Origin of the sequence: Chryseobacterium camelliae (assembly GCF_002770595.1) — a bacterium.
Lineage (GTDB): Bacteria > Bacteroidota > Bacteroidia > Flavobacteriales > Weeksellaceae > Chryseobacterium > Chryseobacterium camelliae.
Map to the genome: position 1 here is coordinate 2,405,073 of NZ_CP022986.1, position 24,180 is coordinate 2,429,252.

Here is a 24,180-nt window from a genome sequence, read left to right on the forward strand (position 1 = left end):
TCGTACTTCTACTACAATTTTTAAAATTCCGGGACAATTTTTATTGCATCTCATTGAATTGAATTATTTTTAATTTCATATTTTTTCTGAACTGCAGATCAGGATGAAGAGAGAGATCGTCAAAATTAAATAAAATGTTTAATCCGGCTTATGAACAGTTTTGTTTCTGCAGAAAATTTTCTGGGCTATGGTTGATCAAGCATAAACCGGAAACTGAATTCAGGGACGAAACAATATTCAGATTTAAAAATATCAAAAGTGTGGTTCTTTTTAGCTCCGTGCTTAAAGAAAGTTAAAATAAAACCAGAAACCAATGAAAAAAAGCAAAACCAATGCAGACAGGATCGCAGAAAACCACTTTGCAGGCATTCAGCGCATTGTTAATCTTGAGATCATCATTGAGGGGAAAGTTATCAGAAACTTCAGGCATTTCCGGCTGCAGCAAAGCATCAGAAGGCATCACCATTTCGAACTGACCTTAGATCACGATACCCTGGGCAGCGGCCAGGACCATAATCTTGAAAATGCACAGCAGTTCTTAGGGAAGCGTTTAACCGTAGTTTTTAAATATAAGGACGTTGAACGTGACGGCCCGGAAAGAACTTTTGTCGGCTGTATCACCCAGGTTGCCTTCAGCCAGGAAAAAGCAAGCCTGGGAAGCATTATCCTGAAGGGGAACAGTCCAACTATACTTATGGATGCAGCCCGCCATACCCAGAGTTTCGGTGGTAAACAGCCCGTTAATACATCTACTATTGCCGACCATATTATAAAGGAAACTCTCGGATCCGGCAAATACGATTATAAAATCGATACAAAGAATAAAAGCTACATCAATTACAGTGCGCAATATAAGGAAACACACTATAACTATCTTGCTAGGCTGGCTGAAACCTACGGAGAACAGTTTTACTATGATGGCGAGATCCTTCACTTCGGGCAGCTGCCTCCGGGCGAGCAGCCTATAAAGCTTATTTACGGCAGCAATGTGAGCGATATTTCCGTAGAGCTGAATGCTGTGCATACCAAACCGGAATTTTTCGGGTACAACAGCAGTAAGCATGAAAAATCAGTGAGTACCACAGCCAGCATCAAGCATCTGGGGCAACTGGCTGCTAAAGCATACGACCTGAACGACAATATTTATACCGCCAGATCCCTGACGCCATCGCCTGTCAATGCAAATATGTCTTTAAATATTGACGATGCACAGAAAAGTGCCGCAGGAAGCGCGGCAGTAGAGGTGTTTACGGTTTCGGCAAATACAACAGTACCTTTCCTTTACCCCGGCTGTATTGCAGATATTGCGATGAGGAAACCGAACACCAATCAGACCTCTTATTTTACCAAGGTGATGATCACGGAAGTGGAGCATGAAGTCAATACCCGGGGATATTACACCGGATCATTTAAGGCAATTGCAGAAGGCACCGGATATATCCCGGCGCCTGAGTTTGAATATCCCAGTGCAGAGCCTCAGATTGCGACGGTAATATCCAATACAGACCCTCTTAACCAGGGAAGAATTCAGGTGCAGTTTGACTGGCAGCTGAATGATACCACCCATTTTATACGGATGATGAGCCCTGATGCCGGCGGAACCGATGCGGTTACCCAGAACAGGGGTTTTGTGGCCGTTCCTGAAGTGGGCGATCAGGTCATGGTAGGTTTTGAATATCACCATCCGGATTTCCCTTTTGCTATGGGAGGAATGTTCCATGGGCAGGTAGCGCTGGGCGGAGGAGTCAATAACCATATCAAATCTATCCAGACCCGCAGCGGGAATAAAATTATTTTTAATGACGAGCAAGGCAGCATCTATATTGAGGATCCCAGTGGCAACACCTATTTTATGGACGGCAAAGGAAATATTTCCGTCAATGCCCCTAACAACATGACTTTTACCGCAGGAAACAACATCATGATGACAGCCGGGAAAGACATCACATCTATTGCAGGAAACAGCATGTTTGCCACTGCCAACGTCAATATCGTATCGAATGCGGGCGTGAATATGATCGATACAGCAGGAAGAGACCTTATGCAGACTGCGACAGGAAATATCCACGAATCCTCCGACATGAGAAGCGAAATTTCAGAAAACGAGCGGAACATCCAGGCTAAGAAGAGTGATTCCTACGCTGAAAAAGTAACGGTGGTAAGCACAAAAGAGAATATGATCCTGCAAAGTGAAAAAACTGTAAAATCCCAAAGCGGGGAACAGGGAAATTCTCATTAACAGGATGAACATTATAAAAAGGTTAAGCAGTAGTCATTAAAAATTACCCATATGGCCATTCTGAAAAAAGCAAGTAATATCAATATACAGGTTGCCAATAATTACACTTCTTTGAGCAAAGTCTCCCATGAAGAATCGGGATCGGTAATTATTGAAGCCACAAAACAGAACCTGGAGCTTTCCAGCCAGAAAAGGGCGATACTGCAGGGGTTCGGAAAAGACGGAAAGGGAGAGGAAGGCTGTAGTGAAGGCGTAGTTAAAGTAAGCAAGAAGCTGATTGGCAAGGCCAAAAGGGATCCAGGATTCAATTTTGACGGGACAAAAGCAGAGGATATGTACTTTGCAGACAGCCCGGCCTCATCCGCATCCATTAAAAATGACCCCGTTTTTAAGAAGAATGATGCCACATTAGAAGCCTATCTGGATCAGCTGATGAGATCATTATCTATCGGAAGCATGGAAACCGTTGCACTGGAAATGGCTGACCGCTTTAAGAAGGGTACCGGAGGGACTTATAAAAGTGAAGTCCTTAATAAGGAAATAGCCAATAACGCTGCATTTGTTACCTACCATAATAAATTTCTGGCGGAACTGAAGAAAGAGCTGAAGAAAAATAATTACGACCCGGCTAAAATGAGTATGATTTCGATGAGCCTGTTGAATTTTTCTTCTTTCTGGGATAAGGTTTCAGGACTTGGGATTACCGTACACCAAGTATGGAGCGCCAAAGCAGAAATCATTGATTATTCCTATAACAGATGCACTAAGGTCTGGAACGGAAAGCTAAAATATACCTTTTATGACCATTTCGGTCTGGACTGGGATGATATCGTAAAACACGGAGAAGACAGGATTCCTCAATACCATACCGGGGATTTCTTTAAAGCGTGGTATATTTTGCAGCATTACAGATCAGCAAAACCATTTATCACCGAAATGGAAAGAAACGTCGTTATTGGCGGTAATTCTGACAACGACTAACTTATGAAAAATCTAATCATTTTATTTACATTATTCGTGGCATGTATTCAGAACAAGTCGGAAGACTTCAGGTTAGCAGCTTTAAATCCCGTCACATACGAGTTTAAAGCCGGAGAGCATAAAAATAGGATTGACTATTTTTATGCAGAAGGTCATTTTTCATATACCCCATCGGATTATGAAAAGCTCAAACAGAAAATCAATGAAAAAACAGCGTCTGTAGATCTGAAAAGCTATCAGCTGTATTCCGTTTATATTTACAAAGAAACGGATGTGGTCAACCGGAAGTATACAGGCGGGAAAACAGGACTGGACGGCCACAATAATGACCTTATCGCTTATATCAGATATAACCAGGGTACAATGGATATTTTTTACATTACCGAAAAAGGAAATGTTATTTATGACATGCTTTCCGGTAAGGAAGAGCGGTTTGAATTCGATCAGTAAAAATAAAGAACAATGGGAGGACCGGGCGTCATATTCGACAGGAAAACACCTATTCAGAGAAACGGAATAGAGCCTACGCAGGTGAAAAGCATCAAGCTTATCTCCGATCTGGATGACGGAGCAGCCAATGATGGAAAAAGGACCATAAAGGAAAAAAGCGGGCTTGTTTTCGGGAAGACCTATACTTTTAAGGTAGAATCTTATACCAACGAAGAGCCCAAGGATGTAAACCTGATCAAATGGGCAGTAAGCTATACGGATAAAGAAACAGGGGTATTTTATAAGAATGTGCTGAAAGATGAGTTTACAGGAGATGAAATCAGCATTACATTTAACGATCACAATGGCTGCGGTAATGATTTAAATATCATCGCCTATATCAATGATGCAGAACATGAAGGAAAACTGACTCTTTTCAAGCATTACAGGTTCAGGTATTTTGACCGTGTTGTTTTATTGAATGAATTAAATAAAAGGAAAACAGAACCCTGGCTTATCAATCAGGACAGTACGAATACCTGTGGTCCCAGCGCCATCATGTACTCCTTTGCTAAAAAGGACAGTGAAAATTATGCTAAATTCATATCGGATCTTCATGGAAAAGGTTATGCCCAATTTAATGACTATAAAATTGACATCAGTAGTGATGGAGATTTAAAAGACATTGCAGATACCAATCCAAAAACAAAGACCAATTTCCCCGTTAATATGGCCTATTGTGACTGGATTCCAAACATATGCATTACAGATCAGGAAAATACCGTTTTTGATTATGAAGGAGATACCAAGGAGGATTTTTCCGCTATTACCCTTCCGTCCCGTCTGGAAAAGTTGGCCAAATCCCTGCTGGGCTATACCGATGTTGTTAACAATACCAATCTTTATTTTAATAAAACAGGATGGATGTGGGGAGCCACACTGGAGGATGTGGCAGAGCTCATAACAGCAAAAAATGAAGGTTATGAAGTATTTCTGCTGGTCAGCATCAATTTACTTTACAGTAAAGCTTCTGACTCTATGTTTTCAACCGCTGAGCATTGGATTGTGCTGGAATCGATACAGCATGGGGAAGCAGGCTTTGTAAAATTTAACGTGTATACCTGGGGAAGAAATCCGGCCCTTAAAACATATAATGTCAGTTATGATGTGTTCAGAACCAATTACTACGGATTTGTAAAAGCTAAATAATATGAAAATAAACTTAATATCTTTATTGATAAGCATTATTTCAATGGTATTGCTGGCTGTTTTAATCTACCAGATTGTCAGTTATGTTTCACCACCGGTAACTGTTGACGGGCATCGGTACATGCCGACAAGCAATATTTTAAAATCTGTATTTTTCAGTTTTTTGTTTTCTGTTGTCATTTTTTTTATCTCCAGAAAAATTTTAAAAAAGAACACCTGATCACTTTCAGTAATATATAAGCTAAACAGATATGACCTCATCAGCTTCTGACATATTCCCTACGTCTACTTACCTGGTTAAGGATCAGTGCACGGTAAAAATCGGCGCAGAGCAGCATGATGGAAATCTCTCATACACCCTTTATGTAAAGCAGGGAGAGAAAAATCCTGAGGAAATCGTTATCGACAGGACCAATATAAAGGTCAATAATCAGGACATAGACACCAAATTCCTCAGCGTAGCCAACCAATATATGGAAGCCCTGTTCCCGTTGGTCTGTATCATAGAAAAATACAGGTTAGTCATTCAGAATACGGATGAAATCAGAAAACGGATCCAAAAGACAGATATGGATATTCACGACCTGTACAGCGGGGAAGGGATAGACCACATCCAGACCCGATTTTTTGCGGCCATTCAGACAGATGAAAAGCTGATTCAGTTCATCAGTCAGCTTCATTGTATGAGGGTGCTGGAATACAGCCTGCAGAAATTCAACCCTGAAACCACCTATGGAACTTTATGGCAAGTCATCCCTGTAGGAACCACTGAATGGAAAGGCGAGATCAGATACAGAAAAGACCATAATATATTGTCTTTTGAACCGAAAATCAACAATGCCCAGGACATTATGGATGATATCATCCGATATATCCACAGACATGAGTATAACGTCAGCTTTGATGAAGAAACACTCCCGCTGTATGCAGATTTCCAGAACAATATCCAGTACACCGGGGAAACAGGCAGAATCAGAAAAGCAGAAAACAGGGTCTGTATAGAAGCCGGGGAAAAATTTTATTATCAACACACCATCATCATCGAAACAAAATAAGAATATGTCAGCACCAATCCCATATACTGTCCAGAGCGGAGAGACGCTGCAGGACATTGCCAAGAAGCTGGGTATCAAAGACTGGACAAAGCTTAAGGATTATCATAATGCCCATTCCGGAACTAAGGTGGGCAACACTCCGTATACAGGGTTTTCTTTAATGACCCCCGCTCCTGATGAAGTGTACCAGCTCAACGGTGAAACACCTCCTCCGGATCCGGCACAGGAACAAAAATCGGCGCAGCAGAAACAGGAAGAGGAAAAGAAAAAAGAGGAGGAAAAAAAGAAGAGCGAACAGGCTGCCAAAAGTGAGCATGACGGAAAATATTTTGTTGTGCACAATGCAAAATGTGTCTGTGATAAAGCTGAAAACCCTAAACAGACCGCCAACCTCCAGGTAACGACCCATTCGATCATTGTGCTTAATGATGAACAAGGGAAACTGGCCGCCACCGATGAGGATAAAACATTTATCCCTGCCGCTGCCACTTTTGGAAAATGCACCCTGAAACCTTCAGCCGGCGGATACCTTCCCTGTACTGTAGCTCCTGCCCCAAAATGGAATAAAACCTATGAAAGCACGCAGGTAATGGGAAAGAATACGCTGACCGAGATATCTGAATTACCGTGTATGACGGGAGGTAAAATCACCATTTTCAACCACGGCCAGACCGATTCGGTAAGCAATGCCCATGCAGACAATACCAATCCGGCAGAACTTGCCATGGTGAACCCTGCTGTAGACCAGCCGAAGAGAAAAGAAGACTACCCTTCCGTAACATCCATCACGTTAACCGCTATAGAAAACAGGACCGATTTCAAGCCAATAGATTCAAAAAGCAAATCCGGCGCGATACACCTCCGCAAAGATGAAGAAGCCTCCTTTAAAGCCAATCTGAAAAGCGGCAACCGGCAATTCACTTCATGGATGGTATACAGCGACCATCAGGGTAAAAAGGAAAACAGGATACTGCTTAAAGAACATATCGGCACTGAATTTTCGCAAAGCTTTGAAGGGCTAGGGAAATTCAGGATTGAAGGATATGGAAAACCCAAAACTCCGGAATTTGAACAGGGAAAATATGACAAATGTGATCCGACATGTTCCATCGACGTTGAGGTTGTTGAGAACACCCTTCTTGAACTGGAATGTACCTCCGCAGATTTCACGACACGTATCGACGCTTCCAAAAACAGGAAGTTCAGGAAAGGCGTCCCATCGGTTTTCAAAGCCAAGTTCTTCATCCCGGATCTTACGGAAGAAGAGAAATCCAGGCTCAGTTTATCCGTACTGGACGCAACAGAAAATACAATTACAGAAGGAGTGCAAACCAACGGGGAAAGCTTGACCTTTACGCCTCAGAACAGCAAAGCAAAATATACCGTCCTCGCAAGGTACACCAATGAACAGGGTGAAGTCATCGAGAAAAAGATATCCGGAGAGACAGAAAGCAATGCCGTACTGGGAATCAGCCACGGTGCCGAGATCGTCAGGCCGGGAACAGACATGTCTTTCAGTGTTTCAAAAATGAAATATAAATTCGGGGAGGACCATTCCCCTTATGGACTTACCGCTGATGAATCTGCTGAAGTTAAATGGAACCTGAACGGCGTACTCCTGGGAACCGGGAAAAATATAACAATACCCGGATCCAGACTGATGGCTCCGGGAAAATATGTTGTGGAAGCCTACAGCATTACAGCCAATGCAGGGAGCAAAAAAGAAGATGATGACTGGCGTTTTGAAGTGAAACAGAATGTGGTCACTGAAATCAAAGCAGGCAAAAAAGCAAGGACCGGATCGGAAATTCCTTTTGAGATCGGTAAAACGCTGCTTAATGGTTACGATCCCGCCAAAGACGGACCTATCGTATGGAAAATTACAGGTCCGGCTTCCGGAACGGGAAGCGGGCAAAAATTCAATTATACCTTCAGGCTGCCTGGTGAATACACCATTGATTGCCTGATGGGCGGACGGGCTTCTGCCACACCGCTGAAACTTAAAGTAACCCAACCGAAGATTTTAGTGGAAACCTCCAAATGGATTGATAATGACGGCAGCAGCGGGAACATGATCAAAGAAGCGGGGTACGGGCAGGAAATCAGTGCTTTCGTAAAATTCGAGGGGCTGCAGGGTGAAGATATGACCCTGCAGATTTATGATAATGACAGCAACGGGGTCAACCTGGTGCATTCTGCCGATGGAAAGCTGCCGGAAGGCAGCAACGGTACGTTCTGGCCTTTAACGCTGGATAACAGTATCAGGCTTAAGATTGAAGCCAAAGGAATTACAAAAGACGGCAAACTGCATTTCATGCTGGTTCCGAAAGATCCGGGCCTGCAAATCCTCAATGGAGATAAGCCTTTAGGGGAATATTTAACCGTTTCCGGTATTCCAAAGATTGTTGACGGCTATTTCTGTGATGCCGGAGACACGGAAAAACTATACAACTCCCCTATTGACAAGCCTTTATACTTTAAAGTCTATGCCATTAATATGGTGGATAAAAAGGTGGAAGTCCATTTTATGACACAGTCTGATCCGTATTTCGGATTTGCATGGAGTGCCAAAACGTGGAAAGACTGGAAGGATGTGAAGGAAAAGTTTTCAAAGGAGAATTTCTTCCATAAAGCGGAAGGTACCATCAATAAGAAAGGAGAACTGATTGTAAAAGTAGACCCGTCGAAACTCGGGAAGCCTAAAAACTATTTCAAGATCGCTGCCGTTGTCAAAACGACAGAAGGCGAAGGAAAAGAAGCTAAGGAAATAGCCGCTTATATGGAGAAAACGGACCTTGCGATCCTCTATGCTACCGCCAAGCTTCCTGATATGGTGGAGAACAAAGGAGCGGTGAAAGTAGGCAGGGAACGGCTGAGCAACATTTTAAACTGCGAAGGGAAGTTCTGTATTAAAAAAGGAAGTCCTAAAAGTGAGCTGATCCGGGAAATCAATATCCGCCTGGCCGGATTCGGCGGTAATGTGCCGACGGATGAATTTACGGACCGAACAGAGAAAATGGTCAAGCAGTTCCAGCGGGACTATATGAAAGTGCCGGAAACCGGAAAAGTCTGCGGCAATGTTTTAAAAGCCATTGATGAATTCCAGCAGAAATACCCGATAAATTTTGAGGAGATCAAATGCAAATGCGGTTCCTGCTCAGGATTCGGAAAAGAAAGAAGCAGTGATGAGTACCAGAAAACAACCATCCAGGAAAAACACAGGAAATATGAATACCCGGGAATCCACAGAAGTCTGATCTGTGCATACAGGGCCTCCCTGTTCTATGTAGAAAAAGATAAAGGGCTGGGATTCAAAACAAAATGGATCGAATCCGGTTACCGGTGCCATGACCACCCGATCTACATCAGGGACAGGACGACCAATCACTGCGGAAAAGCCATAGACATTCATTACAACCTGCTGAGCTCGGGAGAGAGAACCAGGAGCAATGCGGATATGAATAAAATACGGAAAGAGATCTTTATGAAATATACCGGGGCCAAGCAGGACTGGAATGCCGGCAAAGATATTTTTTACCTGGAATCTTTTGCCACCACATGGGTGCATTTTGATGTCAGGGAGTTTTCCCAGGCCTACCTGACCAAAAATTATTTCGTAAAAAGCAATGAGGAGCTTAACGGCAAAAGTATCGTACAGCTTGCAGATGAACTGGGCTTTAAAGATACCTGCAGCTGCAGCGGCCAGTTTGCCACTCCTGCTCCGAATAAGAATTCTGAAGGGAATACGGAACGTGTGGATCCTAAAACGCTTAAAGCCAGTGACCAGCTGGTTGCCTTTATCAAAGACTGGGAAAAGCTGATGAAAAATCCTTATAATGACAAGCATGATTATTGCACGATCGGGTATGGCCACCTGATCAAAAAGAAGAAGTGTGAAGACATTACCATCCCTGCAGAGTTTAAAAACGGGATCACAGAGGAGGAAGCCACCAGATTATTCAAAGAAGACCTGGTGGAATTTGAAAAGGCTGTTCAGAGAGATGTGACGGTTAAACTGTATCAGCGGGAATTCGATGCACTGGTTGACCTGTTATTCAATTGCGGCGCTTATTTCCTAAGTGCTAATAAAGCGCCTAAGCTGTATAAAAACCTGCTGGATGAAAAATATGAAGAGGCGGCTAAAGAATTTCTGGATATAGAAAATAAAACCAGGAGAAAGCAGAACTATGAAATGTTTATCAACGGAAATTATGATTCGACACATTAAGTTATTTTTGATTGTAACAGCGGTTTCTTTTGCAGGCCTGAACTGCAGGAAAAAAGAGCCGGAAGCAGTTAACAGGATTTCCGGAACTGAAAAAAGCGACAGCATCCGGAAGCATAATAATAACCTTGAGCATTACGCAAGATGGAAATATGCACCGAATAAAAAAAGCCGGGATTATCAGGAATACACGTTATATATAAGCAAGGATTCCATGAAGGTTTTTAATGGTGATACCGAAGTCTGTTCCGGAGAAATCGTACAGGAAAAAAACACCTATGCCGGATATTTTAAAAGTGCGGCAACAGGTAAACAGATCAGAGCGCAGCTGAAAAAAGACTTTTCCATTGCAGGAACGGACAACCTTCTGGTCATCCTGAATGCGGACGGGGATATTGCAAAAAAGGGCTGTCAGTTTCCGTTCAATGAGGTATTTATTGCAGACGGGTATTTGTTCTTTTACAAAGACGGCTACCATGCCTTTATATCTGACCACAGCTCAGAAAAGACTGCCGGAGATCCGGACCGGATTACCTTTTCCGAATTACCACTGCCCTATCAGAAAAAGATCGATTACAAAAATGCACAATACCGTCTGCTCCCTGTAAAAGGGACTTCCGGGCTTTCAGAATTTTCCTGCGGAGAACCTGAAATGCGCTATATTCCTCTCGAAAAAACAAAAAAAGCAGAACTCATCCTGGTTCCTATGGATTGCGGCGATGCCCCTTACCGCTATTACCTGCTGTCTGTTGTTAACCATCAGGTGGTCTCAAATGTTTACGTGGAAGGAGAACTGTATGAACCTGAAAATTTGGACAACCCGGAAATTACCCGCTTCAGCATCAGCAAAGAATCTGTACTAACGGTGGAAACGACCAATAAGGATTTTTCAGGTAAAAACACGGAGAAAAGCTATATTATTGATAAACGGGGCCGGATTATTGAGTATCATTGACATGCCCCACCCGGGCTGAGCAACCGTTGAAATATGTATACCGTCTTTTTCTTTCTAAAAATATATGGGTGAAAATCCGGGCTACCGCAGTTGGTGCCCATATGTAAGAAAAGCACAATAAGACTTCACCAACTATATAACCCCAGCCTCAGCAACCCTATTCTTTGCCTAGCAATTGCCTGAGGAATGCAATCTCCTCATCTTTATCCTTAAGCCGCTGCTCGTACTGTTCTATCAGCTTTTCCGGATTCTGATTTTGATAAATGAAACCATTATTTCCACCATGAACATTATCATAATTAAATGATAGTCCATCACCGCTCAGGAAATCCAGCACACTGACTTCCAGCGTCTTTGCAATATCTTCCACCTGATGAAAATCCGGTTTGGTTTTGTCGTTTTCAAAATTGGAATAGGTCTTTTGGGAAACCCGGAGCACTTCTGCCAGGTATTCCTGCGTAAAGTTTTTATTGATCCTCGCTTTTTTCAGTTTTTCTCCCAGCGTCATAGCACAATTTATTTTTATCAAAAGTACATATTTTTTTCTTTCAGAAAAAGGCTACGGAAATCAGTAATTTTTTACTGTATTTTCTCAGATTGTTTTTCACACCTTTGTATAGTAAGAAAAATTATTTATATTTAACCTATTAAAAACTAATGCTTATGATGCGAAAATTAATTTCGTGGCTGTCTTTCATGATGGCGTTCTGCCTTGTCCTGCTTTCCTGTGTCCATGATGAGATCTATACTTCTTCCGATCCGGCGTCTAAGGAATACCATTCCAAGAGCCTCTGGAAAGAAGATGAGAAGTATATTAAAAATGTCATGAAAATCTACTCAGAACATTATGAAGAAATAAAGAAGGGAGCCGGTGAACCGATGTGGGATTATGCAATGACCATGGACCGGTTTTATGAAAGCTTCCTGATGGTTCCGGTGGCTGAGCATGGAAAAGTTGTTGCGGTACTGAATGTGCCGAGGAAAGGACAGAGGGTTTATTTTACCTATACCCAGGTACAGAATGATATGGCATTTTTCCAGAACCTGATGTCCTCAAGGCTCAAAAGGGCAGAGACGACCCTAATGGATAATACAGCGGGAAAGTTAGTCTGTACAACCAAGACCATTTCAATGTTTTACCCGGATAATGAAAGTGATCCTGATGGCCCAGGACATTGGGAATCGCATCATGTGACGGAATGCAAGAGCCAGCAGCTGGAGAGCTGTGTCGGTGAAGTGCTTCCTGACGGTACATGCCTTGGAGGAGGCGGGAATGATCCGGGCTATCCCTACCCCGGAGGAGGAGGCGAAGATCCGCAGCCGGAACCTTATGATCCTTGTGAGAAAGGAAAAGATTTGTTAAAACCTTCAAAAGGAAATATTAAAACTCTTATTACCAATGGCATGTATTCTTATATTAATAACAGTAGCACTGGAGAAGCCGGAATATATTTAAAGAAAGACAATTTAGGGAATATTACGTCAGAGGTAGCTCCATATACAGCAGGTGCAGCATTACCGATTAAAACCGGAGGTAAATATTTTAGTGCTATACATACTCACCCAACTGATGCATACCCGATGTTCTCATGGACTGATATTTATGCATTATATAAATTAGAAATACAGTCAGCACAATATAATGAAGGATATTCTAGTTTATTATTAGTCTGTCAGGATGATAATGGAGTGAAACAAACTTATGTTATTATGTTTGAAAATATAGGCTCTTATATGGAGGATGTCTTTAATAACCCAGAGAATATAGGATGTAGCCATCAAGAAATTAAGGATAGAATGGACCTTATATTAGAAGATAAATACAAAAAAGAAGCAGATAAAAGTGTTCCTAATTATGAAAGCGCTTTTCTACAAGTAACTTTTGGAACTAACGTAGGACTTTATAAAGCAAATGCAGATTTATCAGGATTTAGTAAATTAGAAATACAATCCAATATAGCTGATTCTATCGTAATACCAATCAATTGTAATTAAAATAAAATCATGAAAAAAACATCCATTATATTAATCTTATTAATATCACTTACTCTAAAAGGTCAAACAATAATTGATATTAATGATTCCACCTATTCTAATTGGAGTAACAATGACTATAATTACTACAAAAAAGATATGCATAATCTATTAGATATATTTCAAGGCACATATATATATACGAATGGTAACACAAGTTTTAAGATTATTCTAAAGAAAATGATTAAACAACCCGAAGGTTTACACTATGAAGATATGATTATTGGAGAATACCAATATGTAGAGAATGGAACAGAAAAAATTAATACTCTATCAAATCTTGACATTAGTTATTCTAATCAGTTTTTAAAACATGGTATTGCAGGAAATGGAATTATAGCTAATATTTATAACAGATTATGGAAATGCCCTCAATGTAATCCTAATGAAAAGAGATTAATTTTGAGAATTAGAGATAAGTCAACCGACAGGTATGCAAATATGATATTACGAAGGACAACAATTGATAATAAGGAAGTATTGCAAGTTAAAATTAACAATATAAACGGTGTGACTTATGACGTAGAGCATGAAAGCCCTCCTGCAAATTTTTCTTTACCAATCGGAGAATTTACAATGAAAAAACTATAAGATGAAATTTAGTTGATTTTTCAATCATGAAAAGATCTTTACAAATGGACCAGGCAAATAGAATATTACTAAAAAAAACAATTAATTCTTGCCTGTATCATAAAGTATAAATTCTATTATGATATGATGAAAAACAAATCAAAATTTAAAACTCCTGCCCTGAAAACTTGGATCATATGCAGGATACTCCTAACGGAAAACTCTGCGAAAAATGCTCCAAGTGCGTGATTGATTTTACAGATAAATCAGATCAACAGGTACAGAAGATTATATGAGGTGCTTCAAAGAGGTAAGATTCTTAAGAATGTAAGATCATAGGCTAATATTGTTTTCAATAAAAAAATACATTTATGAAAAAAAATTATACAATTATATTCATACTATTTTTGACCTCTTTTTACTATTCCCAAAACGTTCCCAAAGACTCCTTGTATGGAAATATTAGGAAAATCAGAGAAAAAGTTTTGTTCCTCACTAAAAAAGAAAACCCTCAATTGCTTTACTATGACGATTATGGCCATTCAGGATTCATGGGACCTGAGTCTACTAAAGTCCGCTTTTTTGATACTTGGTTCTCATCAGAAATTTGTTATTACATCAATAATGAAAGATATTTTAATAAAGACAGAAAAATCACACATGATATCTGGTACGGAAAGAATGATAGTATAAGGAAATCTTACCAATTTGTATATGATGATACAAACAGACTGATCAGAAAGATTGATTCTTCCTTGGGAATAGAAACCCATTATTATTCTAATTACGGAGATGAAAATATTATCAGTGAAAATTTGAAATATCATTTATTTTCCCATACTTATAAAAAATACAGGGATGGAAAACTTATACTCTCTAAAAACTTCGATAATAATGGGACGGCGTATGAGCATAAATATGCATATAATTTGAATGGTAAATTATCTTACAGGATATATAAAAATCCAAACACTTGGAAAAAGATTGATAAAAGAAGTTTTTCATATGGTATACAGGATTCTATTGGAAAAATTTATAAAGATATTATTAACTTTTATGATGATAGAAACAGAATTATAGAATCGTGCAGTTATGATTTATATGAAGATGAAAAACATGAAAATCCCGTTATTACAACTAGAATACAATATATTTACCTAGGAAATAATTTGATCACAAAAATCCAAAAATATAAAGAAGGGCCTGCCAGTTATTATAACTACAGATATGATGATATAGATCGGCTTAAAGAAAAATATTGTTGTAGCAAGAATATTGATGAGGCAAAATTAATTTATAAATATCACTATCAAAGGGATGGTAAAATAGACAGACTGGAATATACCGAAGAAGATTTTCCCACTAAAAAAATGAAAACTTATAAAGTCTTATTTTCCTATCGATATGATATAAACAAGAACTGGATTGAAATCATTAAAAATGTAAACGGAAAAGATCTTTACAAATGGACCAGGGAGATAGATTATTACTAAAAATTTTAATTAATTTTTTGCCCGTATCAATAAAGTATAAATTCTAGTATGACATGATGAAAAAACAAATCAGAATTCAAACTCCCTGCCCTGAGAACTGGGATCATATGCAGGATACTCCTGATGGCAAATTCTGCGAAAAATGCTCCAGATGCGTGGTTGATTTTACAGATAAAACAGATGAGCAGGTAGAGAAGATTCTAGGAGATGCTGGAGGACGAGAAATATGCGGCATGATTTCCACGTGGTCATTATCTATGGCAGCAGCAGGAATTGTTCTTATTACCAATCTTACATTCGTACAGGCTTAAACTAAAAGTAATGCCGGAGTTAATATTGAACAAAAGATAGATCGTATTACAAAAGTTTCGGGTAAGCTTACTTTTAAAAGGACTAAAAAGGAGATAGTAGATGCTGAGGTATTCTTTATCTGTAAATCGAAATACATTAAAACAAAAACGGATAAAGACGGAAATTTCGTTTTAAACATTCCGAATGATTTGATCAGGAGAAAAAATGTTTTGTACTTTAGTTTTAACCTATTAAATGATGAAACCTATAAAAATTTAGACAGAGCACCTTCCAATCTGATGAATGGTGATATTTATGAAAATACTTCTGTTATTTTTACCAGAAAGGAACAAATTAATGAAAGGGAATTTCAGATAGATTCACAGCATGCCTATGTGGGAGGCATTGCTGTTATGGAAGAAAGGCCACCTGATTACTATTATTTTGATGGAAAAAGCATTAGCGAAAACAGGTTTGAAAAGTTTAAAAAAGGAAACCCGGATTATCAGTTTTTCATTTTCAATGGTAAAGAGGCTGAAGTAATAACAGGAAAAAGCTACCTGGAAACGGTACAGTTACTATTTTCAAAGTAAAAGTTTAGACCTATTATTATCCCAAATACGATGAAAAAACAGTTTAAAATTCAAGATCCTTGTCCTTAAAACTGAACCATATGCAGGATGCTCATGATGGAAAATTCTGCGAAAAGTGCTCCAAATGCGTGGTTGATTTTACAGATAAACAGATCAGCAGGTAAAGAACATTATATGAGAGGCTGGGGGAAAAGAAATATGTGGCAGGATTTCTACAAGGCCCCTGTCTATTGTGGCTGCAGGAATTATTCTTATAACTCGCCTAAATCTTGTACAGACCCAGACTAAAAGTCATCACGGAATTCTTACAGAAGCGGCATCATACCATATGGCGAAAATTTCGGGTAGACTAGTTTTCGGAAAAATCCAGCGGCCGATTCCGAATGCAGATGCTTTTCATTTTTGAGAGTAAAGAAGCTGAGATTGTAGCAAAAAAAGTGATTTGGGAATCCTGCAATTGTTATTTTTAAAATAAATAAGTCAAAGATATAAGAAATATCAAACTATTATAAATAATATTATTACATTTGACTGGTAAAAAAAATATAAACATGAGAAAAACATTTTTCACTATCCTGTCACTTATTTCTTTCAGCTTATTGTATTGCCAGAATGTTATACGTGTAAATGAGGCCAACAACGACATTTATTACAAGATAAATTCCAAAGGAGCAGGAAGACAACTGAACTATGATGAAATTTCCGGCAGCCCTTATCTGACGAAGGATTTCAGCTTAGCAAAAGTTGGGGATAATTATGAGAAAGCACCTGTACGCTATAACAGTTACAGGGATGATATAGAATTCCAGAAAGATGGGAAAACCCTGGTTCTCCCGAAAGAAGCCCAACTTTCCAGAATAGAAATTTTTTCTCCTAAACAGACACTGGTCTTATTAGAAACTCATGATGATCTGGATGGGTATTTTTTTGAACTTGTCAACGGAAAAAACTCACTGTATAAAAAAGTAAAAACTAAATTTATTGATGTTGTTCCTGCTGCCAATTCATTTACTACAGAAAAACCTGCTAATTTCAGGACACAGGAACCTGTATATTATATTAAAACTGAAAAAGGCTTTATTAAAAAACCTAAGAACGTGAGCGACATAACAGATCAGCTTGCGGATAAAAAAAGTGCTATAGAGAGTTTTGTTAAATCAAATAAAATAAAATTCAGTAAAGAAGAAGACTTAATAAAATTGGTTAATTTCCTGAATCAATAAATTAGGCAGGCCTCTAAAAGCAGAGGCCTGTCCTTTTTATACGGATCAATATGCATCAAAAATATGCTTGAAAATCGCTTTGTCTTCTTCTGTTAAAGCAACCTTTCTCCTGGCCATGGCACGTTCTGCCACTTCGTAGGCTTTATCCAGCTTGAAGCGTTCGTCTTCCTTCCTTCCGCCCCAGGAAAAATTCTCTACCAGGTTCGGCGGGAAGCCTTCCCGGAAGATATTGGAGGCTACCCCAACTACGGTTCCGGTATTCAGCTGGGTATTGATGGCCGTTTTGGAATGGTCGCCCATGATCAGGCCTGCAAACTGCAGTCCTGTATCTTCAAATGCTTTGGTACGATAATTCCAGAGCCTTACGTGGCTGTAGTTATTTTTCAGGTTGGAGGAATTGGTATCGGCGCCGAAGTTGCACCACTCCCCGATCACGGAATTCCCGATGAATCCGTCGTGGCCTTTGCTGGTATATCCGAAAATAATGATGTTGCTCACTTCACCGCCTACTTTGCAATGCGGACCAATGGTGGTGGCGCCATAAATCTTAGCTCCCAGGTTGAACTTGGATCCTTCACCCAGGGAAATCGGACCACGGAGATGGCAGCCTTCCATGACTTCTGCATTTTTCCCGATATAGATTTTTCCGGTTTTCGTATTCAGGGTTGAAAATTCGATTTCCGCACCTTCTTCAATAAACAGGTCTTTCTTATCCCCTAAAAATCCATTGGTTGGTGACAGTTCCTGTGAAGTCCTGCCGTTGGTCAGCAGCTCGAAATCAAAATCAATCGCCTGTTTGTTGTAGGTGAACAGGTCCGAAGGTTTTTTGAAAAAGATGAGGTCATCTTTAATATCCGTCATCTTTTCAATCTGATGCAGTGAAAAACCTTCCATATTGATTCTTGCGGCAATCAGTTCATCTTCGTATACCAGAGCTTCTCCCTGCTTCAGGTCTTTAATCTGGCGGATCACTGTTTCCGTCGGCAAAAAATTGGTGACCAGGAAAAGGCTTTCCTTTTTCTCCGGCTCCGGAAATTTCTTCTGAAGGTAAGCCTCCGTAAAATAAGAGGCCTCTGCGTTACCAAGGATTTTCTGCCACCTTTCGGCAAACGTGAGGATCCCGCAGCGCATGGCTGCTACCGGACGGGTGAAAGTCAGCGGAAGAAAATCTTCCCAGTATTGAGCATCTGAAAATACCAATTGCATATGATCGAAATTAGAAGTTGATAGTACGTGTTTTAAGCCACGAAGGAAGATGAGGTTTGACTCTCCGTGCTGGCTGCTGTTCTTCCTTCTTTGCGGCTGACACAAAAATACGAATCCTGTCGTTAATTTCCTGCCGGGATAGCCAATTATCCGGAAACAAAAAAGTCTCCCGGAATCCGGAAGACTTTTTATATGGTAACATCAAAAAATTACTTAGCGAATTTTTTGTATTTGTTCATGAACTTGTCTACTCTACCTGCGGTATCTACCAACTTCACTTTTCCGGTGTAGAATGGGTGAGAAGTAGAAGAGATTTCCATTTTGATCAATGGGTACTCCTGTCCTTCGTATTCAATGGTATCTTTTGTTTCTGCAGTAGATTTGCAAAGAAACACCTCGTCGTTACTCATATCTTTGAAAACAACAAGTCTATAATTTTCTGGGTGAATTCCGTTTTTCATAATACAATTTTTAAAATCTTTGAAAAAATTAAATTTTGCTTTCGAAATAGTAATGGATATTTCTCTGCTAATTTTAGGTTGCAAAAGTACAACATTTTTTTAAATATCCAAACGGACTATTCAATAATTTTTTCTTAATAAGAAATTTAAAGTATTTTCGTTACATTTGAAATCTGTTTAAACATAATTTCAATGAAATTCAAACTATTACTGGCTTTTTCTTTCTGGATGCTTGTTATGGCGGTATCCTGTAATAAGGATGACATTAATTTTGACACCCCTTCTCAGGCGCTCAGATTTTCCAGGGATACGGTATTCTGCGATACGGTCTATCATCAGGTACGCTCCGAAACATATGCCGTAAAGGTCTATAATAATGAAGACAAAGATGTGCTGATCCCAAGAATCAACCTTGAAAAAGGAGCTACTTCCCTCTATAAGATCAATGTGGACGGAAAATCCGGATACGATTTCAAAAACGTTCCGTTAAGAAAAAAAGACAGCCTGTATATTTTTGTTGAAATTGCTCCCGAAGCTTCCGGCCCGCAGGCAATCGCTGATGACAGGATCTTATTTGACAGTCCCGGAGGACAACAGCATGTAACATTGTTCTCGGTAGTCCAGGATGCAGAATTTTTCATCCAGACGCCAAACAATTCCAATACCATCAGCGGAAATACGACCTGGACCAATAATAAAGCGAAAATCATTTATGGTGACCTGACCATAGGGCCAAACGTAACATTAGATATCCAGGCCGGAACCAAAGTATACTTCCATAAAAACAGCGGGATGAAGGTCTCCTCAGGTGCCACCCTGAACATTAACGGCGCCCTGAATAATGAAGTAATCCTCCGCGGCGACCGCAATGATACCTATTATGATACCATCCCTAAAAACTGGAATTCGATCCGGATGCAGGCCAACTCTAACCTCAACATGAATTTTGCAAGGCTTTTCGGAGGAACCAACGGTATTGATATGAGACAGGCAAATGCCAACATCAGCAATTCCTTTATCCATACCTTCCAGGATTACGGGTTGTATGCTGTTGCCTCTACCGTAAATGCGAGAAACCTGGTGATGAACAATTGCGGGGAATCCTGCATCGGTATCTTCAAGGGCGGAAATCACAGTTATACCCACGCCACTATTGCCAATTATTCCGGAACCATGGGGTCACGCAACAGGAACGGCATTTTTGCCGGCAATGAGTGGAAAAATGATGCGGGACAAACGGAACAGGGTGCTTTGCAGCAATTGAATATCAGGAATTGCATCGTCTATTCCGACCGTGATAATGCCGTGAATTTCGAACCGACCATGGGACAGCAGTTCAACTTTCTGATCCAGAATTCCCTCCTGAAATATTCAGGCACATCAGAAGCCGGCTTTACGTTTGACACCAATCCGAATGTTGTACAGAGCCTTAAAAACCAGGATCCGCTGTTCATCAATTATTTCATTGCCCACCAGAATCTGCGGGTACGACAGAATTCACCTGCACGCGGAAAAGGAAATGTTTCTGTAGCCGCAACCGTACCACTTGATATCGTGAATGCATCCAGAACCTCAAACCCGACGCTCGGAGCATATCAATAATGGAAATTACCCATCTGCAGCAACAGGTAGACGAATGGATCAAAACCATCGGTGTACGGTATTTCAATGAGCTGACCAATATGGCCATGCTTACGGAAGAGGTAGGCGAAGTAGCCCGGATTATTGCCCGGAGATACGGCGAACAGAGCGAAAAGGAAAGTGATAAAAACAAAGATCTGGGCGAAGAACTGGCCGATGTCCTGTTTGTAACGTTGTGCCTGGCTAACCAGACCGGGGTCAATCTCCAGGAGGCATTTGATAAGAAAATGAAGATAAAAACCGATCGCGATAAAGATCGGCATCAGAATAATGAGAAGTTAAGATAGATATCAGACATCAGATAAAAGATAATAGATAAAAGATGTGGGTTAATCACCTAAAGTGTACTGAGACGTCTGACATCTGATATCTGACATCTATGAGTCTTTTAAAAAAAACAACAATGAAGTTAGGAAAATCAGAACTGAAAGAAAATACGGTTATACAGATCAGCGGTTCGAAAAGTATTTCGAATCGTTTGTTGATTCTGGAAAGCCTGTTCAGCAACATCCGGATTGGAAACCTCTCCAATTCCCAGGACACCCAATTGCTCAAAAAAGCATTATCTGAAAACACAGAAACAGTAGACATCCATCACGCGGGGACCGCCATGCGCTTCCTGACGTCGTATTATTCGATTATGGATGGGAAAACAACCGTGCTTACCGGATCACAACGCATGAAGGAACGGCCCATCGGATACCTGGTGAATGCACTAAGGGATCTCGGTGCTGAAATCGAATACCTTGAAAACGAAGGTTTCCCGCCTTTAAAAATTACCGGGAAAAAGATCGTTAAAACATCCGTGGAGGTTCCTGCCCACATTTCAAGCCAGTTCATTACGTCTCTCCTGCTGATCGCAGGAAAACTGGACAACGGACTGGAAATACACCTTACAGGTGAGATAACCTCAAGGTCATACATTGAAATGACCCTGGATATCCTGACGAAAGCCGGCATTCAGAACAGCTTTACTGGAAACACGATTAAAGTAGAGCCATTTGCAGGAGATCAGTCAGCAGCAATAGCCTATGAAGTGGAAAGCGACTGGAGCTCTGCCTCTTATTTCTATTCCTTTGCCGCTTTAGGAAGAAAAACCATTCAACTGAAAAGTTTTTACCGGGAATCTACCCAGGGAGACTCGGCAATTGCAGCAATTTATAAGGAATTCTTCGGAATCAACACCACGTTCACGGAAGAGGAACATAAGATCACGCTCGAGCCTGTACAGGAATTCACGTTCCCGGAAAAGATCGTTCTGGATATGAACAATTGTCCGGACATCGCACAGACGCTTTGTGTGACCGCGGCAGCACTGCAAATCCCGTTTGAAATCTCAGGACTTGGAACACTGAGGGTCAAGGAAACCGACCGCCTTTCAGCACTGTATAATGAACTGGAAAAACTGGGCGCCAAAACTGAAATTACAGACGCTACCATTGCATCCCTGAGTTTCAATGAGCCTCAGGAAGATATTTCCATCAGGACGTACCAGGATCACAGGATGGCCATGAGCTTTGCCCCTTTCTGCCTGATGCAGGAATTGAACATCGAAGACGAAGAAGTTGTGGAAAAATCATACCCGGCATTCTGGAATGATCTCAACAGCCTTCTGACGGAATGATCTGTTATGTATAAGCTAAATAATACAAAGGCTACCCTTATCCGGTAGCCTTTGGCATTAGAATTAATACGTATAATTATTTATTTCTGAATTCCGTATGCGGACAGGATCTTGTGAAAGATCTCCGCGTTTTCAAAGAGTCCAGTAAATTCGCCTGAATTCGGTCCATAGGCAAATACGCTTGCAGGAATTGCGGTGTGGTCATTGGTGCTGAAGTTCCCGAGCACCCAGCCTTCTTGCAGGCTTCCGTCCAGCAGGGTAAGTCCGCCGGTTTCATGATCTCCCAAGACAATCACCAGGGTTTCCTTATTCTCATCCGAAAATTTCATGGCTTTCCCAACTACGGCATCAAAGTCCAGCAGCTCAGTAACCAGCTGTTCTATATTGTTGCTGTGGCCGCCTCCATCAGTCTGGGAAGCTTCCACCATCATAAAAAAACCTTTATCATTGGATTTCAGATTGTTTAAAGTAAGGTCAAAAGCATCCGACAGCCAGTTTCCTCTTCCGTTGGTTATCCTCTGGGACGCCATCGGATCTATAACGACGGTACGGTTGCTGATTTTTCCCGCTGATTTCAGGTCGCGGTACACATCAATCTTTGCTTCTTTGAATTTCTGTTCTGTTTCCGGTGTCAGTCCGCTGGTCGGTCCCCCGATCAGGATTTTTGTTTTGGAAGCAATAAAATCTTTCAGGATGGATGCTGAACTGTTCCTGTTATCGGAATGAGCGTAGAAATCTGCCGGGGTGGCATCAGTCACGTCGCCGGTAGAAATTAATCCCGACACCATTCCTTGACCGGCAATAATATCCGGGATCTGGACTAATGCTTTTCCTGAAGCACCCACCCCTACAAATGTATTTTTTGTCTTTATTCCGGTTGCAAATGCTGTGGAACCGGGAGCCGAATCCGTGATATATGCATTATAGGAATTGGTTTTGGACAGTCCGGTGGCCTTCATATTGAAGACATTGAGCTTTCCTTTATTAGCCGTAAAGGCGGCGTAGTACTGAGGTAAAGAAGTACCGTCCGGGATCAGGAGGATAACATTCTTTACTTTCTTCCGGATTCCGTCTGTGGCATATGTAGGGGTGTACGGTATATAGTCTTTTGTGTTTTTGTAGAAATTTTTCGGAATTGAATTCATGAATTTCTTAAGGTCAGGGATATGGTCCGTATTGATATAGTCCACACCCATATCGATCAGGTTTACCCATGCATTGGTAAAATCGGGAGCTCCGTAAAAACGGACCGGCTTTTGTGAAGCATGTGCTTTTTCAACCACTTTTGTAATCCGCTCTTTTTCTTCATCCCTCGGAATGCCTTTACCGCTCCATTTCACCAGATCTGTAAATGAAGCACTGAACATCCCCACCCTTTTCAGCTGGTCTGAAGTATAGGCCTGATTGAGGTCTCCATCAAAATAAAGGTATTCCGGGTAGTTTTTAAAGTACTCCGGCTTTGGCCGGTCCCCTGTAATGACTATTTTAATTTCAGGATTCCCGGTAATTTCCGGATATTTTTTTAATATGCTGACCAGTGCTGCAAGGCTTGCCTCATAATCCTGTTTGATATCAATCAGGAGCTGAAGCTTTTTTTTCTGTCCGTCCGGAAAAATATCTCCTTTGTTCAGCTTGATCTGCTTTGAAATATTATCCAGGTAAAGCTTTTCCAGGGTCCTGTCCGGGTTAAGATCTTTCTCCGTATGGGCCACCCACAACTGGTTTTTTACCAGGAAAACATCGGTTTCTATGGAACCGAAATGGGCATAATAAGCTTCCCAGAACGGGACATCCTGCATATAATCATTGTGCGAATGCGCATTGGCTACGCTATAGTTTAAGTAATTCTGCGCCTGAGCCTGAGCGCAGAATGCGACAGCTACTGCTGCCCAAATTTTCAATATTTTCATTATACCTTTTAAAAAAACACATCATCGCAGAATCCTGTGAT

20 protein-coding genes are annotated in these 24,180 nt (G+C 40.7%); 16 read left to right on the forward strand and 4 right to left on the reverse strand.

What is annotated here, in order from left to right:
• The first annotated feature begins 313 nt into the window (after positions 1 to 313).
• The 7 genes from CGB83_RS11075 to CGB83_RS11105 all read left to right on the forward strand — a co-directional run bounded on the left by CGB83_RS11075 (position 314) and on the right by CGB83_RS11105 (position 11,093).
• Entirely contained in the window at positions 314 to 2,239 is a 1,926-nt protein-coding gene (locus CGB83_RS11075) for a type VI secretion system Vgr family protein (RefSeq protein ID WP_100075827.1), read from the forward strand.
• 51 nt (positions 2,240 to 2,290) lie between these two features.
• Positions 2,291 to 3,220 (forward strand): DUF3289 family protein, encoded by a 930-nt coding sequence (locus tag CGB83_RS11080; RefSeq protein WP_100075828.1) that lies wholly within the window; start codon positions 2,291 to 2,293, stop codon positions 3,218 to 3,220.
• Between the two features lie 3 nt (positions 3,221 to 3,223).
• A complete protein-coding gene (locus tag CGB83_RS11085) occupies positions 3,224 to 3,670 on the forward strand; it encodes a hypothetical protein (protein ID WP_100075829.1) in 447 nt (148 codons plus the stop codon).
• A 12-nt stretch (positions 3,671 to 3,682) separates the two neighbouring features.
• Positions 3,683 to 4,858 carry a hypothetical protein gene (locus CGB83_RS11090; RefSeq protein ID WP_100075830.1) on the forward strand — a complete coding sequence of 392 codons (1,176 nt, stop codon included), beginning with the start codon at positions 3,683 to 3,685 and terminating at the stop codon, positions 4,856 to 4,858.
• Between the two features lie 251 nt (positions 4,859 to 5,109).
• Positions 5,110 to 5,913, forward strand: coding sequence for a hypothetical protein (locus CGB83_RS11095; RefSeq protein ID WP_100075831.1), 804 nt, complete (start codon positions 5,110 to 5,112; stop codon positions 5,911 to 5,913).
• A 4-nt stretch (positions 5,914 to 5,917) separates the two neighbouring features.
• Positions 5,918 to 10,141 carry a glycoside hydrolase family protein gene (locus tag CGB83_RS11100; RefSeq protein ID WP_100075832.1) on the forward strand — a complete coding sequence of 1,408 codons (4,224 nt, stop codon included), beginning with the start codon at positions 5,918 to 5,920 and terminating at the stop codon, positions 10,139 to 10,141.
• Positions 10,125 to 11,093 (forward strand): hypothetical protein, encoded by a 969-nt coding sequence (locus tag CGB83_RS11105; RefSeq protein WP_157761407.1) that lies wholly within the window; start codon positions 10,125 to 10,127, stop codon positions 11,091 to 11,093. The genes CGB83_RS11100 and CGB83_RS11105 overlap by 17 nt, the downstream gene beginning before the upstream one ends.
• A 157-nt stretch (positions 11,094 to 11,250) precedes the next feature.
• Here the strand turns inward: CGB83_RS11105 and CGB83_RS11110 are convergent, their stop codons facing one another.
• Positions 11,251 to 11,622 carry a helix-turn-helix domain-containing protein gene (locus tag CGB83_RS11110; protein WP_228419905.1) on the reverse strand — a complete coding sequence of 124 codons (372 nt, stop codon included), beginning with the start codon at positions 11,620 to 11,622 and terminating at the stop codon, positions 11,251 to 11,253.
• A gap of 134 nt (positions 11,623 to 11,756) precedes the next feature.
• Between CGB83_RS11110 and CGB83_RS11115 the strand changes: the two genes are divergently transcribed.
• From CGB83_RS11115 to CGB83_RS11140, 6 genes are all read left to right on the forward strand, one after another.
• Positions 11,757 to 13,088, forward strand: coding sequence for a hypothetical protein (locus CGB83_RS11115; RefSeq protein ID WP_157761408.1), 1,332 nt, complete (start codon positions 11,757 to 11,759; stop codon positions 13,086 to 13,088).
• A gap of 9 nt (positions 13,089 to 13,097) precedes the next feature.
• On the forward strand, positions 13,098 to 13,718 hold the full coding sequence (locus CGB83_RS11120) for a DUF6705 family protein (protein WP_100075836.1): 621 nt from the start codon (positions 13,098 to 13,100) through the stop codon (positions 13,716 to 13,718).
• Positions 13,719 to 14,068: 350 nt separating this feature from the next.
• Positions 14,069 to 15,190 carry a hypothetical protein gene (locus CGB83_RS11125; RefSeq protein ID WP_100075837.1) on the forward strand — a complete coding sequence of 374 codons (1,122 nt, stop codon included), beginning with the start codon at positions 14,069 to 14,071 and terminating at the stop codon, positions 15,188 to 15,190.
• Between the two features lie 53 nt (positions 15,191 to 15,243).
• Positions 15,244 to 15,501, forward strand: a complete 258-nt coding sequence (locus CGB83_RS11130; RefSeq protein ID WP_100075838.1) for a hypothetical protein — start codon at positions 15,244 to 15,246, stop codon at positions 15,499 to 15,501.
• A gap of 210 nt (positions 15,502 to 15,711) precedes the next feature.
• Positions 15,712 to 16,074: a hypothetical protein gene (locus CGB83_RS11135; RefSeq protein WP_157761409.1), complete on the forward strand. Its 363-nt coding sequence runs from the start codon at positions 15,712 to 15,714 to the stop codon at positions 16,072 to 16,074.
• Between the two features lie 551 nt (positions 16,075 to 16,625).
• Positions 16,626 to 17,297 carry a hypothetical protein gene (locus CGB83_RS11140; protein WP_100075840.1) on the forward strand — a complete coding sequence of 224 codons (672 nt, stop codon included), beginning with the start codon at positions 16,626 to 16,628 and terminating at the stop codon, positions 17,295 to 17,297.
• A 45-nt stretch (positions 17,298 to 17,342) separates the two neighbouring features.
• Here the strand turns inward: CGB83_RS11140 and CGB83_RS11145 are convergent, their stop codons facing one another.
• Both CGB83_RS11145 and CGB83_RS11150 read right to left on the reverse strand, forming a co-directional pair.
• Complete coding sequence (locus CGB83_RS11145) at positions 17,343 to 18,503, reverse strand: GlmU family protein (RefSeq protein WP_100075841.1); 1,161 nt, start codon at positions 18,501 to 18,503, stop codon at positions 17,343 to 17,345.
• A gap of 209 nt (positions 18,504 to 18,712) precedes the next feature.
• On the reverse strand, positions 18,713 to 18,964 hold the full coding sequence (locus CGB83_RS11150) for a type B 50S ribosomal protein L31 (protein WP_002976190.1): 252 nt from the start codon (positions 18,962 to 18,964) through the stop codon (positions 18,713 to 18,715).
• 192 nt (positions 18,965 to 19,156) lie between these two features.
• On the opposite strand from CGB83_RS11150, the gene CGB83_RS11155 reads away from it, so the two are divergent.
• The 3 genes from CGB83_RS11155 (at position 19,157) to CGB83_RS11165 (ending at position 22,229) form a co-directional block, all read left to right on the forward strand.
• Positions 19,157 to 20,566, forward strand: coding sequence for a hypothetical protein (locus tag CGB83_RS11155; protein WP_100075842.1), 1,410 nt, complete (start codon positions 19,157 to 19,159; stop codon positions 20,564 to 20,566).
• Positions 20,566 to 20,892 (forward strand): nucleotide pyrophosphohydrolase, encoded by a 327-nt coding sequence (locus CGB83_RS11160; protein ID WP_100075843.1) that lies wholly within the window; start codon positions 20,566 to 20,568, stop codon positions 20,890 to 20,892. The genes CGB83_RS11155 and CGB83_RS11160 overlap by 1 nt, the downstream gene beginning before the upstream one ends.
• A 116-nt stretch (positions 20,893 to 21,008) precedes the next feature.
• On the forward strand, positions 21,009 to 22,229 hold the full coding sequence (locus tag CGB83_RS11165; protein WP_100075844.1) for a 3-phosphoshikimate 1-carboxyvinyltransferase: 1,221 nt from the start codon (positions 21,009 to 21,011) through the stop codon (positions 22,227 to 22,229).
• Between the two features lie 80 nt (positions 22,230 to 22,309).
• On the opposite strand, the gene CGB83_RS11170 is transcribed toward CGB83_RS11165, so the two are convergent.
• Positions 22,310 to 24,139 (reverse strand): alkaline phosphatase, encoded by a 1,830-nt coding sequence (locus CGB83_RS11170; protein ID WP_100075845.1) that lies wholly within the window; start codon positions 24,137 to 24,139, stop codon positions 22,310 to 22,312.
• Positions 24,140 to 24,180 lie beyond the last annotated feature (41 nt).